The 16057-nt window shown below is 59.1% G+C and carries 12 protein-coding genes; 8 read left to right on the forward strand and 4 right to left on the reverse strand.

Features of this window, described 5'->3' with window-relative positions; all coding sequences use genetic code 11:
* Window position 1 precedes the first annotated feature (1 nt).
* The 6 genes from GPK42_RS08565 (at window position 2) to GPK42_RS08590 (ending at window position 9820) form a co-directional block, all read left to right on the forward strand.
* Window positions 2-856, forward strand: a complete 855-nt coding sequence (locus tag GPK42_RS08565) for a bifunctional 5,10-methylenetetrahydrofolate dehydrogenase/5,10-methenyltetrahydrofolate cyclohydrolase (RefSeq protein WP_215694788.1) — start codon at window positions 2-4, stop codon at window positions 854-856.
* 364 nt (window positions 857-1220) lie between these two features.
* A complete protein-coding gene (locus GPK42_RS08570) occupies window positions 1221-2744 on the forward strand; it encodes a C69 family dipeptidase (protein ID WP_215694789.1) in 1524 nt (507 codons plus the stop codon).
* Window positions 2745-2843: 99 nt separating this feature from the next.
* Window positions 2844-3260 carry a hypothetical protein gene (locus GPK42_RS08575; RefSeq protein ID WP_117583986.1) on the forward strand — a complete coding sequence of 139 codons (417 nt, stop codon included), beginning with the start codon at window positions 2844-2846 and terminating at the stop codon, window positions 3258-3260.
* Between the two features lie 8 nt (window positions 3261-3268).
* A complete protein-coding gene (locus GPK42_RS08580; RefSeq protein ID WP_215694790.1) occupies window positions 3269-5032 on the forward strand; it encodes an ABC1 kinase family protein in 1764 nt (587 codons plus the stop codon).
* 431 nt (window positions 5033-5463) lie between these two features.
* Window positions 5464-8955, forward strand: a complete 3492-nt coding sequence (locus GPK42_RS08585) for a DUF4430 domain-containing protein (RefSeq protein WP_215694791.1) — start codon at window positions 5464-5466, stop codon at window positions 8953-8955.
* Window positions 8945-9820, forward strand: coding sequence for a DUF4430 domain-containing protein (locus GPK42_RS08590; protein ID WP_148332084.1), 876 nt, complete (start codon window positions 8945-8947; stop codon window positions 9818-9820). Before GPK42_RS08585 ends, GPK42_RS08590 begins: the two co-directional genes overlap by 11 nt.
* 471 nt (window positions 9821-10291) lie before the next feature.
* Here GPK42_RS08590 and GPK42_RS08595 read toward each other — a convergent pair whose 3' ends face one another.
* From GPK42_RS08595 to GPK42_RS08605, 3 genes are all read right to left on the reverse strand, one after another.
* Window positions 10292-10699, reverse strand: a complete 408-nt coding sequence (locus tag GPK42_RS08595; protein ID WP_022095123.1) for a GtrA family protein — start codon at window positions 10697-10699, stop codon at window positions 10292-10294.
* A 219-nt stretch (window positions 10700-10918) separates the two neighbouring features.
* Window positions 10919-11314, reverse strand: a complete 396-nt coding sequence (locus tag GPK42_RS08600) for a GtrA family protein (protein ID WP_022095122.1) — start codon at window positions 11312-11314, stop codon at window positions 10919-10921.
* 78 nt (window positions 11315-11392) lie between these two features.
* Window positions 11393-13309: a fructose-1,6-bisphosphatase gene (locus tag GPK42_RS08605; protein WP_215694792.1), complete on the reverse strand. Its 1917-nt coding sequence runs from the start codon at window positions 13307-13309 to the stop codon at window positions 11393-11395.
* Between the two features lie 321 nt (window positions 13310-13630).
* On the opposite strand from GPK42_RS08605, the gene GPK42_RS08610 reads away from it, so the two are divergent.
* Window positions 13631-14521 carry a DegV family protein gene (locus GPK42_RS08610; RefSeq protein WP_215694793.1) on the forward strand — a complete coding sequence of 297 codons (891 nt, stop codon included), beginning with the start codon at window positions 13631-13633 and terminating at the stop codon, window positions 14519-14521.
* Between the two features lie 81 nt (window positions 14522-14602).
* Here the strand turns inward: GPK42_RS08610 and GPK42_RS08615 are convergent, their stop codons facing one another.
* Entirely contained in the window at window positions 14603-15694 is a 1092-nt protein-coding gene (locus GPK42_RS08615; RefSeq protein ID WP_215694794.1) for a beta/alpha barrel domain-containing protein, read from the reverse strand.
* A 191-nt stretch (window positions 15695-15885) separates the two neighbouring features.
* Between GPK42_RS08615 and GPK42_RS08620 the strand changes: the two genes are divergently transcribed.
* Complete coding sequence (locus GPK42_RS08620) at window positions 15886-16056, forward strand: hypothetical protein (protein WP_215694795.1); 171 nt, start codon at window positions 15886-15888, stop codon at window positions 16054-16056.
* Window position 16057: the final 1 nt, after the last annotated feature.

A 16057-nucleotide genomic window follows, 5' to 3' on the forward strand; every position in this document is an offset into this window, starting at 1 on the left:
CATGGCTGAACTGCTGAAGGGTGCTCCCGTTGCTCGCGCTTTGACCGAGGAACTTGCTGCTCGCTGTGCAGCCCTGCGCGAGCGCGGTGTTGTACCGACGCTGGCCATCGTTCGTGTGGGCGAGCGCGAGGACGACCTGTCCTACGAGCGCGGTGCCCTCAAGCGCTGCGAGAAGGTTGGCATTGAGGCTCGCCGCGTTTTGCTTCCTGCCGATGTTTCGCAGGACGAGCTGTTGATGGCCGTCGAGGACATCAATACCGATTCGGCTGTTCATGGCTGTCTGATGTTCCGCCCGCTGCCCGCCGGCCTTGACGAGAACGCCGTCGCCGCAGCGCTCGATCCCGCCAAGGACGTTGACTCCATGACACCGGCCTCGCTGCTTACCACGCTTTCGGGGCGAGGCGAGGGCTTTGCTCCCTGCACGGCCGAGGCCGTGTTGGCGTTGCTGGACCATTACGACGTTGAGCTGGATGGGGCAAAGGTCGCGGTCGTCGGTCGGTCGCTGGTGATCGGTCGTCCCGTTGCCGCCATGCTTACGGCTCGCAATGCCACGGTGACGACGTGCCACACGCATACGCGCGACTTGGCTGCCGAGTGCCGTGCGGCTGATATTGTGGTTGCGGCCGTTGGACGCGCGCGCACGATTGGCGCGGATGCGGTTCGTGGGGGCCAGACAGTCATCGATGTTGGCATTAATTGGGATGAGGCCGCTGGAAAACTGGTCGGCGACGTTGATTTTGATGCTGCGGAGCCGGTTGTTGGCGCAATTACTCCCGTGCCGGGCGGCGTGGGGGCTGTAACGACGGCGATTCTCGCCAAACACGTGATCGAGGCAGCGGAGCGTGCATCGAAATAGGCGTTTTGGGCTGTATAGAGGGTCAGCTATATACCCGCTGTGCAAAAAACGTCAAATATGAGTACTGTTGCCAAGATAGTCACATATATTTTATGAGATTTGGGCTCCCTAGCGATATTCATTATCGCTAGGGAGCCCATTTTATTGAACCTATGGGGAATAACGTTGTCTTGCTTTTGGACAAATGGGGATTTCTGGCACTCGTTATAAGGAAATTTGCTACTACTAAATTGGTGACAGTACTCATATTTGGCATTTTTTGCACACAGGGGTCCTGAGGGGTCTCGAGGGGTCGTGGTTTCGCCCTTTTGTGCCGAAGCGATACACTGTTGCCGTTTGATTTCTTCGCTCAAGGAGGATGCGCATGCCGTGCACAACGATTTTGGTTGGTAAGAATGCGAGCTACGACGGGTCGACGCTTGTCGCCCGCAATGAGGACTCGTCCAACGGGGTATTTGAGCCCAAGCGCATGCGCGTGGTGCATCCCGACGAGCAGCCGCGCGTCTATACGAGCGTCCTGAGCCACCTGACCGTTGAGCTGCCCGACAACCCCATGCGCTACACGAGCGTCCCCGATGTTATTCCCGGTCACGGCATCTGGGCCGAGGCGGGCTTCAACGAGCTCAATGTTGGCATGTCCGCAACCGAGACGCTCACCACCAACGAGCGCGTTCGCGGCGCCGATCCGCTCGTGGACTACGTGCCCGCCAAGGGCAACGAGGGTGAGGACGGCTATGTGCCGGCGCAGCCTGGTGGCCTGGGCGAGGAGGACATGGTGACCCTGGTCCTGCCGTATGCCAAGTCCGCCCGCGACGGCGTCCGTATCCTGGGCGACCTGCTCGAGCGCTACGGCACCTACGAGAACAACGGCATCGCCTTTAGCGACGTGGACGAGATCTGGTGGCTCGAGACCATCGGCGGCCATCACTGGATCGCCAAGCGCGTGCCCGACGACGCCTATGTGACCATGCCTAACCAGCTGGGTATCGACAGCTTTGACCTGGACGACGCCGAGGGCGACCAGGCCGACCACATGTGCTCCGCCGACCTGCGCGCCTGGATGGCCGAGTGGCATCTGGACTTGACGCTGGGCGTCGAGGGCGACGGCCCGGCGACGGTCTTTAACCCGCGCGAGGCCTTTGGCTCGCACAGCGACAGCGACCACGTCTACAACACGCCGCGCGCCTGGTACATGCAGCGCTGCCTCAACCCCAGCGATGTGTGGGACGGCCCCGACGCCGACTACACGCCCGAGAGCGACGACATCCCCTGGAGCCGTGTGCCCGAGCGCAAGGTGACCATCGAGGACATTAAGTACGTACTCTCGAGCCACTACCAGGGCACGGAGTACGACTGCTACGGCAGTAAGGGCACGCCCGCCACGCGCGGCGCCTATCGCCCCATCGGCATCAACCGCAACAGCCAGCTCGCCGTGTTGCAGCTGCGCCCCTATGCGCAGCCGGCGTATCGCGCCGTGCAGTGGATGGCCTTTGGCTCCAACTCGTTTAACGCGCTGGTCCCGCTGTACGCCAACGTCGAGACCATGCCCGAGTACTATGCCGACACGCAGGCTCGCGTGACGTCCGAAAACTTCTACTGGGCCAACCGCCTGATCGGCGCCCTGGCCGACGTCCGCTTCCATGAGTGCGGTCGCGCGGTCGAGGATTATCAGGAGAAGGTCGGTGGCATGGGCCACAAGCAGATCCATGACGTCGATGCTGCCGTAGCCGCGCTACCCGAGGCCGAGGTGCCTGCCGAGCTTGCACGCGCCAACGAGGCCTTTGCCGAGCTTGTGCGCGTGGAGACCGATGCCCTGCTGGGCAAGGTGCTCTACACCACGAGCTGCGCCATGAAGAACTCTTTCGCGATGAACGACAACGTGAGGTAGGGATTTCCCGTCGATCGAATAGTGCTAAAACGCTTTGTCGCTTTCACTCAATCTTGGGTACAAGAACGCCAATGCAGTTGTTTGTGATTGGAGACAACCATGGTTATGAAACTCGATCAGCTTGTTAACGGCGCCATTAACGTGGGCTTTGGCGCTGCCGCCGTTGCTGTTGAAGGCGGCAAGAAGGTCCTCGACGACCTTAATACCAAAGGCGAGCAGGTCCGCAAGGACACCGCCACCCCCGATATCGCCCGCAGTGTGTCCGACATGTTCGAGCAGGCCGGCGGTACCATCTCCGACCTGACCGAGCGTCTGGGCATGCAGGGCGAGACCGCGGCCCAACGCGTGCTCGACGAGCTCATTCTGGCTCGCGTCCGCGTTATGACTGCGCCCGAGCGTACGGCCTTCCTGGCCCATGTGCGCGACATCGTCGATTCGGTCGAGGACAACGTGACCTCGGTGCCCGTCGAGTCCGTTGAGCCCGACGATGCGAAGGATACCGAAGAGGCCGAGTAGCAGCGCAGATGGCAGATTCCACCACCGATTACAACAATCTAGATCCTCTGGGTGACGAGGCGGCGGTTGTCGATGAGGTCGACGCTGCCGTCTCGGGCGCTCGCAAGAAGCCACGCGCTGTCGATATGGTGCCCGAGGAGCCCGACGCGATGGCACCGGACGAGGAATACCAGCTCACGCCGGCGGGTCGTCGCGAACGCATTGGGCAGATTGTTCGCCTGGTCAAAAAGTACCGCGTGTGGGATAACCTCACGCCGGTTCGTTTGCGCCGCCTGCTCGAGGAACTCGGCCCTATGTTCGTCAAGATGGGGCAGATTCTGGCCAACCGGTCCGAGATTCTGCCGCAACGCTTTTGCGACGAGCTGCGTCGTCTGCGCTCCGACGTGGAGCCGGTGCCGTACGAGGTAGTGCTTCGCTGTCTGGAGGAAGAATACGGCCTGCGCCTGGGGGAGATGTTCGATGCGATCGATCCCAATCCGCTTGGTAGCGCATCGCTCGCGCAGGTGCACCGCGCTCGTCTGGTGACGGGCGAGGATGTGGCCGTCAAGGTGCAGCGCCCCGGTGCGCAGCAGGTTATGGCGCAGGACATCGATATCATCCGCTCGGTGGTGCGTATCGTTTCCAAGTTCGTCAACACCGATCAATTCGTTGACCTGCACGGCGTGGTCGAGGAGCTGTGGACCTCGTTTCGCGAGGAGACCAACTTTTTGGCCGAGGCCAAAAACCTCAACGACTTCTACGAGTTCCATAAGAGCGTTCATGGCGTGACGTGCCCTAAATCCTATCTGGACCTGTGCACCGAACACGTGGTGGTTATGGACTACGTCGACGGCATTTCGATCGCCGATCCTGAACGCTTGGTGGCCGAGGGCTATGACTTGGAAAAGATCGGTGCCGCGATTGTCGAGGACTACTCGTCGCAGGTGCTTGATGACGGCTTTTTCCATGCCGACCCGCATGCGGGAAACATCATTCTCAAGGACGGCATCGTTTACTTTATCGACTTGGGCATGGTCGGGCGTATGTCGAGCCACGACCGTGGCATCGTCAAGGACATGATTTTCGCCGTGGCCGAGGGTGACGTGCCCAAGCTCAAGGATTCGCTCATGCGCTTTGCCGTGACGCGCGGCGACTCGGCCGAGCTCGACCATTCGGCCTTTTTGTCCGACTTGGACTTTATCGTCGCCGACTTTGCGGGTCTTGACCTTAAAGATCTTGATATCGGCGAGTTTTTGACCTCGCTGCTAAACCTGGCGCGCAAAAACGACGTTGAGCTGCCGAGCGTGGTGACGATGTTCGCGCGCGGCATGGTGACGCTTGAGGGCCTGCTGACCGAGTACATGCCCAACGTCAACATGATCCAGATCATCCAGACGCACATCAAAAACGAGAAGAGCACCTATGCACGCGTCCGCGAAATGGGGCGCGATCTTGCCGCGAGCAGCTATCGCGCGGCAAAAGGCTCGCTCGAGGCGGCCGAGTATCTGGGCTTGGCATCGCGCATGCTCACGCGCGGACAGCTTAAGGTAAACACGCAGATCATGAGCAGCGATAAGGCGCTGCGACAGCTGGGCGGAATTATCGACCGCATGTCGATGGCAATTGTGATTGCCGGCCTGTTTATCGGTTCGTCGGTGGTGTACTACGCGCGCATCGAGCCGGTTGTGTTTGGTATCCCAGTCATTGGCTTTATGGGCTACGTGAGCGCGCTGGTGCTGGCACTTATGCTGGGCCGCAATATCTGGCTCAACAGCCACGGCGGCAAGCACTAGAGTCTGCGACCGTCACCGCATTTTCCTATCGCAAACAATAGCTTTTACCATGGGCTTCGCCTGCGTGCGAGGCCCTTTTGCGTGATACCATTTTGACGGTAATAATCGATGGCCTAGATGGTGGTGCGGAGACGCACGAATGCGCGGTTTTCCTGCGCGTTTGGGAGAATCGGGGTGCAAGTCCCCGGCTGTACCAGTAACCGTAATTCCTCTTGGCTCGGGATGTTCGCGTCGCAGATCGGACGGCGCGCCTGAGCCGTTAAGGTTAAGTCGGATCGCCTCCCATCTTGCATGCGGCTGCGGCGTATGCCGCCGGTGTGCATAGGGCTCTGGAGGGAAGGGGGACCCCGATGGGGGAACTCGAGCGCAACATGCGCGATGACGTGGGGCAGTCTCAAGGCAACGCTCCAAGTACAGACAGTAGGAGACAAATGGATATGTTTGAGGACGAGTGCCAGCGTGCCTCGCTTCGTCGCCGTGGCGTAATCGCGCGCGGCGTGGCAAAGCGCTACCTGGTGGCATTCCTGGCCTTCGCGATGGCCTTTGGCACCACGCCGGCTCAGCTGTGGGCCGAGGGCGCCGAGGGCATTGCCGAGGCTGTGGCTCAGGCGGCACCGCTTGCCGAGAACGGCTCTGGTGAGTCCGCGACAAGCCCTGCTGCCGACCTCAATGCGAGCGGCATGGTGGCGAATGGGGGCACTGCCGAGCAAGATGCCACTGCGACAGCTTCGGGCCCTACCGACAAGACTGAGGACGATAGCGCTGCCGGCAATGAGGCACCGGCTGCATCGACGTCCGATGCCTCGAAGCAGGACACCGCCGTTGTCTCTGCCGCTGGAGAGGCCAAGGCTCAGCCTGCCAAGGCAGAGAGCCAGGAGGTCTCTGCCACGTGCTCCGTCGTCGGCACCGACGCCAAGGGCGCCCAGCGGACTTGGGCCGCCGCGCAGCGGATCACGCTGGAGGAGGGCTCGACCGCGGCCGACCTCTCCGAGCAGCTGTTCAAGCGTGCCGGCCTCAAGGCCGATTACAACCCCAACGGCAGCTGGGGCTGGGCACTCAACTCGATCACGTCGCCCTTCGACTCCGGCCGCACGCTCGCCTACGACTCGGCGACCGGCGCTTACTGGCAGCTGTTCGTCAACGGCAGCGCCTCCGACGCCGGCGCGGGCGGCTACACGCTCAAGGACGGCGACTCCGTCGTCTGGTGCTACTCGAAGTACGGCGACCCCGCGCCTGTCGCTCAGGTCTCTGCCACGTGCTCCGTCGTCGGCACCGACGCCAAGGGCGCCCAGCAGACCTGGGCCGCCGCGCAGCGGATCACGCTGGAGGAGGGCTCGACCGCGGCCGACCTCTCCGAGCAGCTCTTCAAGCAGGCCGGCCTGACCACCGACTACGATCCCAACGGCACCTGGGGCTGGGCGCTCAACACGATCACGTCGCCCTTCGATAAGGACCGCAAGCTCGGCTACGACTCGGCGACCGGCGCGTACTGGCAGCTGTTCGTCAACGGCAGCGCCTCCGAGGTCGGCGCGGGCGGCTACACGCTCAAGGACGGCGACTCCGTCGTCTGGTGCTACTCGAAGTACGGCGACCCCGCGCCCGAGCAGGTTTCCGTCACGATGGAGATTATTGGCAAAAAGGCCGGGATGGCTCAGCGTTGGACGAGCCCGTCGACCCAGGTGTTTGTTAAGGGCACGTCGATCAAGGATGCCTCCGCTACCTATTTCGACGCCCTTGGCATCGAGTCCAAGATGTACGACCAATTCGGCTATTGGGGTGTCCATAGCCTCGTTTCTCCGCTTGATGGTACCGAGCTGTCCGGCGCTTGGTCGTTCTTTGTCAACGGCGTTCCTGGAACTCAACTCGATAACGACTACGTGCTTAAGTCGGGCGATAAGGTCGTTTGGGCTTACGCCCCTGGGGATACTTTGCCCGGTGTCGACAACGTTGTTCTTAATCCGAGCGCTGCACGCCCTAACTGGGATAGCGACTGGTCGGGCTTTACAAGTGCCGACAAGGTTACCGACGCACCTGTGCCCACTAAGGATGCAGATGAGAAATGGGTAAGCGAGCTTAAGACGCGTGCGGACGGCAATAAGGGTGTTTCCGATGCGTTGCTGATCGGTGACTATCTCTATGTGGCAGTTGGTTCTAAATTGCTCAAAAAGGATGTCGAGACGGGCAAGACCGTTCTAGAGTCACCTTTGGCTGCTGCAATTGATTCCACCTCACGCATGGTATATACCAATGGTGTTGTGCTTGTTCCGCTTTCAGGCGGTCGTCTTCAGGCCTTAACGGTTGATGTGCTTGCGACGGTTTGGGTTACCGATGGGTTGCCGGCCGGTCCCGATGGCGCGCAGCAGTCGCTTGCTTCTGTTTCGGTTCGCGATGGCTATGCCTATTTTGGTACCGCTTCGGCCGATTGGATTGACTCGAGTGACGGCTACCTGCTTTGTGTTCGTATTTCTGACGGTAAAGTCATGTGGCAGCACAAGAATGAAAACAGCACGGGCTATTACTGGGCTGGCATGGCGTTCTCGGGCGACTATGGCGTTATCGCGGATGATTCAGGCACTGTCAGCACGGTTGATCCTTCGACTGGAAAGACCGTAGCAAAGCTTAAGATCGCCGATCGCGTTCGCGCGAACGTGCTTGTTGATGGGGCTACTGCTTACGTTGTGAGTGCCGATGGCACGCTCCATAAAATTGCTATCGCTAATGATGGGGCCCTTTCAGAACTGGGTAAAGTTACGTTTGGCAGCAGCTCGACCTCTACACCCGTGTTTGTCAACGGTAAGATTGTAGTTGGCGGCACGTCGATTGAGTCCTTTATGGGCGGTCCCCAAAACAGTCTTACGAGCCACTATGGTCAGCTTGCAATTATCGACGCCGATACGCTTACGGTCGATTATTCAATTTATAAGGCAGACGGTAACTTCATCCGCGAGGATTCTTCTGCAAGTGGTTTTACGGGCAGCGGCGATGTTAAGTCACAGCCTGTGGTTTCCATTCAAGATGGTCATACCTATGTATACTTTACGTCCAACAATAATCCTGGCGGCATTTATCGCTATCGCATAGGTGACGAAGAGGCTGAGCTGCTCTATAGACCGTCGGCCGAGAACCAGCAGTACTGCATGTCGTCGATTTCGGTCGGTTCTGATGGTTCACTCTACTACGCTAACGATTCGGGCAAGTTGTTCGCGATTAAGGGAAATGGCCAGAAGGTCAATCGCTATACTGTCTCGTTTGACGCAAATGGTGCAGATTCTATTGTGCTCGATTCCCAACGTATTAAGGCTGGTAAAACTGCTACGGAGCCTGCTGTAAAACCGCGTCGCAAGGGCTATACCTTCGGCGGTTGGTATACCGATGAGGCGTGCACGCAAGCGTATGACTTCAGTACGCCGGTGACGGCCGATCTGACGCTGTATGCCAAGTGGACCAAGAATGCCACCAATTCTGGTGACAATGGCGGTTCTGGCTCCAGCGGCGGCAGCGGTTCTGGTACTGGTACCGGCACGGGCACTGGTACGGGTTCCGGCGCTGGTTCCGGCTCTAAGGGCCCGCAGGCCGGCGGCGCTATCGCCCCGGGTCAGAAGCCGGTGACCAAGACGACGGTGTCGACCAAGACCGAGACCAAGGAAAACAAGTCCGACAAGAAGGGCTCCGATAAGTCCGACAAGAAGGATGAGAAGAAGTCTGAGAAGAAGGACAGCAAGTCCGACAAGAAGTCCGATTCCAAGTCCGATACGGGCGCTGCTTCCACGACCACTGCTAAGAAGTCCTCTGGTGCTTCCGAGCAGGAGACGGGCACCAACCCGCTCGCCATCGTTGGCATCGCCGCCGGCGTGATTGGCCTTGCGCTCATCGCCGTCTTCGTGCTGACCAAGCGCGGCAAGGGTGACGGTAATGCCCGATAAGCCCAAGGAGACCAACGGGCAACAGCCCGACTCCTCGTTTATCCAGCTCGATGATCCAAAGCAAAAGGGCGCCGCTTCGGCGGCGTCCGCTCCTCGACGGAAGGCGCTCCTTGGCGTTCTGACTGCCGCATGCGTCGTTCTGATCGTGGTCTCTCTGGGCTTTGTTCATCCCTCCGAGAGCGGTGCTTGGTCCATTGATTGGATCGTCCAGACCGTGGCGGGGGAGAGCATCGTCGCCAAGGATGGCAATGGGTCCGGCTCGACTGTCGCTTCGGGCAAGGCCGGGTCCAAGGATTCCAAATCTTCTGATGATACGAATGACGGGTCTAGGGGTTCTGACAAATCTGACTCCAAGAAAGATTCCGAGTCTTCGGACAAGGAATCGGACAAGAACTCGGATAGCAAGAAGTCCGGCGAAAAAGGAGCAGGAAATAAAAAGACTGACAACAGTCAGTCGGCTTCTCAGAATTCGGCAACGTCCGGTGGGCCTTCTGCCGTTCCTGATAACAGTAATGCCCCCTCGGGCAACCAGAGCGTCTCTCAGGAGTCTAGCTACGTTACCGTGACTGTCTCGGTTACTTCGAGCGCTGTGGGCAATCCTGTGTCCGCTGGTGGTACCTACACCTTTAATGAGGGAGCAACTGCCTACGACGCTCTCTGCGCGCTGGGTATTTCTATAAATGCGCGTGGCTCGTCGTTTGGCACTTATGTTGCCGCCATCGGTGGCCTGGCCGAGAAGGATGAAAACTATGGAAGCGGTAGCGGCTGGTGTTATTCCGTCAACGGCACAACGCCCATGACAGCCTGCAGCAACTACGTTCTCTCAAACGGCGACAACGTGGTCTGGTATTACGTGACAGGCTAGGGGCCTCGACATATCGCATCAAACGGGCGGTTCGGACAAACATCCGAGACGCCCGTTTTTATACGAATGGGACGTCATTTCCCAATCGAGGCTCAACCGGAAATTGCATCCCGCCCTGTAGGCGAATTCCGGGACGCAGCTTCCCGTTGGGGCGGGTTTCGGAAAGCGTGTTCCGCTCTGAGGGCTCATTCCGGGATAGACTTTCCGAAGCAGCGCCCATTGGGAAGCTGCGGACCGTATTGGGCATCGATTTTGGGATGCGCTTTCCGCTAGAGCCACGTTGCGGAAGCTGTGTCCCGTTCTGAGGCTGCAATCTGGGACGCGCTTTCCGCGGGGCGACCATGGGGAAACTACTACCCATTCCGACGCTGCGGCCCGCCTTGTGCGCTTTCCTCGGCAGGCTCTGCAAACAAAAAACCGGTTGGAATGGGAATTCCAACCGGTTATACATTCAAGCAAATAGTGAATCGACTATGACCGTGCGCCCTCGAGGAAGAAGCGGCGGCTGAAGTAGTTGTACCAGGTGACGAGGAACGTGGCGATGGCCTTCATGGCCTGGTAGCCGATGCTCAAAAACGTGACGCCCACAAACATGTACAGGTCGTTGAGGCCCAGGCCGATCACCGACAGGATGGTGAAGATCGTGAACTCGCGCTTGCGGCTCATGCCTTCGCGGTGGTCGAACACGTACTTCATGCTGAGCCAGTAGTTGACCACGACGGACGTGATAAACGAAACCGTGGTGCTCATCAAAAAGTCAAGGTGGAACAGCTCGACGAGCGCAATGAGCATGCCCCAGTCGATGCCAAAGGAGATAAGACCCACGACAGCAAACTTGAGGAACTGCTTGGTATGAGGTTGTGCCAGCGCCTTGCGCACGTAATCACATCCAATGCGTTGATGAATCGAGCAGAGGATACTTTAGAGCTTTTACAAGGGAAACGTAAGGTCTTTGCCAAGAACTATATGAACTCGCCAAATTTTCAAGAGCTAATCCGCAAACGTTGAAAATTTGCCCGTAAACGAGCGACACCCACGGACGATACTGCGCTGAGTGCGCGTCGTCCGTGGGCGCCGTAATGCTGCAGGGGTTTCGAGCTATTTTGTCTCGTCGCCCTCCAGGAAGATTTTTCGGGTCACAAAGTTGTAGACCATGACAAGCGCGGTGGCACAGATCTTGGCGATATTGGCCTCGAGTCCCAGGCCGGCGTTGAGCGCCAGCACGATGCCATCGTTGAGCACCAAACCGATCACGGACAGCACGACAAAGATGATGAACTCGCGGCGGCGGCTCATGCCTTCCTTGTGCGCAAACACGTATTTCATGCTTGCGAGGTAGTTAAAGATGAGTGAGATGATAAAGCCGCTGGTGTTGGCGATTAGGATGTTGAGGCCCAGACCGTAGTGGAGCAGATTCATAATGCCAAAGTCGATAACCGTGGCAATGACACCGACGACGCCAAATTTCATGATCTGCGCAAGGAGCTTTTGCATGGTACCTGCCTTAAGCCGGCGCCGGGGCGCCGTGGGGATGACAAACTTAGCAAGTTTAGCCAATCCCCGCGGGTGGTGCTAGGCGCGCTCCTCGATAGCACCGTTTCTATATGCATCGAGCAGCTGACGCAGGTCCTGGATTTGGCTGCGGATCTTGGCGCCAGTATCGGTGTCGCTTACCATGCGGCGACGGTCTGCTTGGTCAAAACGGTTGGTCTCGCTTTCGATGTCCACGTTGCGCGTGAGTGCCTCGGCAACCGTCGTAAAGGCCCGGTGCGACTTGAGGCGGCAGCCGCGCGAGCTCGAGATGAGCGTATAGCCGGCGATGCCCGTCTTGGGATGGTAAGCGCGGCAGAAGCCGCCATCGATGACCAGCAGCTTGCCCTCGGCGCGGATGGGCTGCTCGCCCTTGGTGGTTTTAACGGGCGTGTGGCCGTTGATGATGTGGCCGGTCGGCGAGCATGCCATGGGCGCGACGCCAAACTCGCGCATGATATCATCGCAGACCGAGGGCGACTTGGTAAGCGTAAAGTACGGGTCCATCGGCTCGACCCAGGTGCTCTTATCGGCGATATAGGCGCGCTCAAAGGTACGCACCAGGCGTCCGCTGGCGGGTGAATTGAAGCCAATCCACAGGTACCACATCCAGTCGAGGGCATCGCGGTCGCCCACGCGCCACGCGCGGCGGGCGATGTGGTCGCAAAAATCGAGATAATCGCGGCCAGCGTGCCAGGTGCCCAGGCAGTTCATGCTGCTAAAGGTGCCGTCTTCGTTGAGCGGAACGCAGCCGTGGAAGAGCAGGTTGCCGTTGGCGACCTTGTACATCGAGCCGTGGGTGTAGAGGAAATCGATATGGCGATGCAGGTGATCGGCGGTTACAAACTCGGACACGAGCTTGTCGATGATGTGCTGCTCCTGAGACGTGAGCGTGTAGGGGTCCGCCGGGTCGACGGTGGGGAAGTCGTTGGTCGTGAGCGGCCACACGCTGCCGTCGGCGAGCGTGACCGTGCCGGTGTCGTGGTCGATCTTGTCGAGTAACAGGCGGTCGGTCATATCGAACTCGGGGTGGCGCTGGATAATCTGGCCCTCGAGCTTAAAGAGCAGCACGTTGATGGCCTTGATCAGCGGGGTGATGGACTCACCGGCGGTGTAGGTGGCATCGGCAAAGGCGACAAGCTCACGCAGCGAGATGCCGTAGTCGTTCTCCAGGATCTCGTAGCTGTCGTAGCGTAGGTTGTTGCGCAATACCGTGGCGATGCAGGCAGGCTCACCGGCCACAGCGCCCATCCACAGCAGGTCGTGGTTGCCCCACTGGATGTCGAGTGAATGGTAGGTGAGCAGGCGGTCCATAATCTTGGCCGCGCCGCCGCCGCGGTCGAAGATATCGCCCACCAGGTGCAGGTGGTCGACGGCCAGGCGCTTGATGAGCGAAGCGAGCGACTCGATAAAGTCGTCGGCGCTTGCGGTCTCCAGGATGGACTCCACGATGCGCTCGTGATAGCGCACGCGATAGTTGTTCTCGTCCGGGTGCGTGTGCAACAACTCGTCGATGATATAGGCGTAGTCGCGCGGGATGGCCTTGCGCACCTTGGAGCGCGTGTAGCGGCTTGAAAGCGAGCGAGCGACCATGATGAGCTGGTCAAGCATCGTCTTGTACCAGGTTGGCGAGTCCTCGCGCTGGCTGCGGACCAGCTCGATTTTCTCGCGCGGGTAGTAGATGAGCGTGCACAGCTCGCCCTTTTCGTCAAAGGAGAGCGTGTCGCCAAAGATCTCGTCGACATGTTCGCGCACGACGCCCGAGCAGTTATTGAGGATGTGCATAAAGGCTTCGTACTCGCCGTGCACGTCGCTCATAAAATGCTCGGTGCCCTTGGGTAGGTTGAGGATGGCCGAGAGGTTGATAATTTCGGTAAACGCGGATTGTTCGGTGGGGAACTGTCTCGACAGCAGGCGCAGATACTTGAAGTCTTGCGGGTTGCGATCGAATGCGACCATGAAACACCTTCCGATGGGGCTGGTAAAACTGATGAAACAGCGTCAAACGTTTATCAGTATGCGCCGCTTTTGTTTCGATTGGGGGTGGGAGGTCGAATTGTTGGCCGAACGGTTTGGTAAATCGATTTAGTTGAGGTAGATGTGTTGGTCGGGTGGAGACGACAGAAGGTGTTTTCTCAGATATTTATGCGTGGAGCCGGTGGAGACGATGGTGGTAAAGATGTTCGCTATTTTTGGTTCGATTTGGTAAATAGTGGACATATGTACCGTATGTAGGCTCACTGTGCGATAATTTGCGCAGCAATGAGTAAGGAGCCTCATATGAGTGATTTTGTCCTGACCTGTGAATCCGCCGCCGACCGAACCCGTGAGTTCTTTGCGTCGCGCAATATTCCTGTCGTGTGTTTTCATTACGGGATCGACGATGTTGTCTATACGGACGATCTGTATCAGTCGATTACGCCGGACAAGTTTTTTGCCCAGATTGCCGCGGGCGCCATGCCCAAGACGTCTCAGGTGAGCGTGGGTGAGTACGAGGAGTTTTGGGAGCCGTTTGTTGCCGAGGGTAAAGACGTGCTGCACCTGACGTTGTCGTCGGGTATTTCGGGCACGTATGGATCGGCCTGCGTTGCGGCGCAGATGCTTGCGGATCGCTATCCCGAGGGCGGCAAGGTGCGCGTCATCGATTCGCTGGGGGCGTCTTCGGGCTTTGGTCTGTTGCTGGAATATGCCGCCGATGTGCGCGATAGCGGGGCTTCACTCGACGAGACGGCCGCTTGGATTGAGGAGCACAAACTCAACCTGCACCACTGGTTCTTCTCGACCGATCTGTCGAGCTACCTACGAGGCGGTCGCATTTCGGCTGCGAGCGCGATCATTGGCACGGCGCTTAAGATTTGCCCGCTTATGACGGTCGATTGCGAAGGTAAGCTGTCGCCGCGTGAGAAGATTCGCACCAAGAAGCGCGCGATTTCCGAGATGGCTAAGACCATGATGGCACACGTGCAGGGCGGTACGGATTATTCGGGTAAGTGCATCATGTCGCACTCGGCGTGCCGCGAGGATGCCGAGGCAGTTACGGCGCTGATTGAGGAACAGGTTCCGCAGCTTAAAGGCAAGATTGAGATCAATGACATCGGTACTCTGATTGGCTCGCATACCGGACCCGGTACGGTGGCGCTCTTCTTTATGGGCGACAAGCGCGTGGATTAATTTGCCCCATCACGTCGCTGCATGATTGCTCAAACGAAAACGGCCCGTCTCACGTTTGTGGAGCGGGCCTTGCTGTTGCGGCTAGCGTTTCTTTCCGCGGAAGAAAAAGCCGTGCAGCGACGGCTTGAGGCCGCGGTTGGCGCGATGCTCCTCGACGCGCTCGTGGATCGAAGCGACGCGCTCGATGACTTCGTCGGGAATCGGCACATCGGGATTCATGTTCTCGACTTGGCTGACCTCGGCGGCGGCGACCTGGTCGATAATGGGCACGTCGTCGCGCGAGATGACAGGTGTGGCGTCTTCCTTCATCTTGCGATAACGCTGCATCATGTCGGTCTGTAGCTGCTGGGCCGAAGGCGGCGTCCAGATGATGGCGTTGGCGCCGGCGGCGATGGTCTCGCGAATGCTCTCGGGCGTCTTACCGCCCGGCGCGATAAGCGGCAGGTTGGGATAGTGCTCGCGCAGCTCGCGTAGGACCTGGGGCGTGTTCTTGCCGGCGGCGATGTTGAGAATCTTGGCTCCAGCGCGCACCTTGGCGTGGGCATCGTCGTCGCAGCGAACGACCGTGGCGATGACGGGGATGTCGGCGATGTTGGTGATGTGCTCGACCATCTCGGCAGTAGCGGGGGAGTTGACCACGCAGCCCGCCGCGCCCTGCATCTCGGAGACGGCTGCCATCTGCACGGAGCGCTTACCGGTCGTAGTTCCGCCACCCACGCCTACAAAGACCGGGCACTCGGCGACGGTCAGCAGCGCTTGCGTAATGGCCGGCTGCGGCGTGAAGGGGTAAACGGCAAAGACAGCATCGGCATTGGAGTTGCGGATGACGGCCACGTCGGTGGTGTAGATGAGCGATTTGATGCGACGGCCGAAAAGCGTAAAGCCGCTGGCCTCCTCGATCTCGTCGGGCATGCGAAGGGCCGCCTTGCGCATGCGCCCGTCGATGGGCAGGGGCTCCATAGGGAGTAGGCCGTTGGGCGTGACGGCTACTTGGGGCTCGGTGAACTCGTCTGCGAGCTCGACCTCGGAGAAATCGACCGAGGCGACGATGTCCTCGTGAACCTCGGCGGGTACATCGATGGGAGCTTGGTCGTTTGCCGCGGCAGGCGTGTCGAAGGAGCTGGTGCCGACGAAGGCGTCGACGCGCTCATTTAGATCATTGAGGGTATCCATGGAGACTCGATTCTGTGTGATGACGGCCGGCGCGATGCAGCCGAAATTGCGAATGCTAAATCGTTTGACGAGTTGATTTTTCCCCGCTGCGCCATCCGTTAGACCGAAGGGCTGACGAACGTGAAGGAGCTGTGGTGGCGGGGATCGAGGTGCTATCTTGAAAGCCCCGTTTAAAAGAGAGGTGACGCGGTATGGAATTGACAGCAATGTTTGGCTCGATTGGCCTGTGTGTGGGCGCAATCGTTGCCGCCGCGGTCATCTACTTTGTGGTCACGGCCATTAAGGGCAAAAGGGCCGAGCGCAAGGAGCGTGCGATGCTTAAACAGCATCGCGACCAGCAGGGCAAACGCGCACAGAAATAGC

Source organism: Collinsella aerofaciens (assembly GCF_018785265.1).
Classification (GTDB): Bacteria; Actinomycetota; Coriobacteriia; order Coriobacteriales; family Coriobacteriaceae; genus Collinsella; species Collinsella aerofaciens_AI.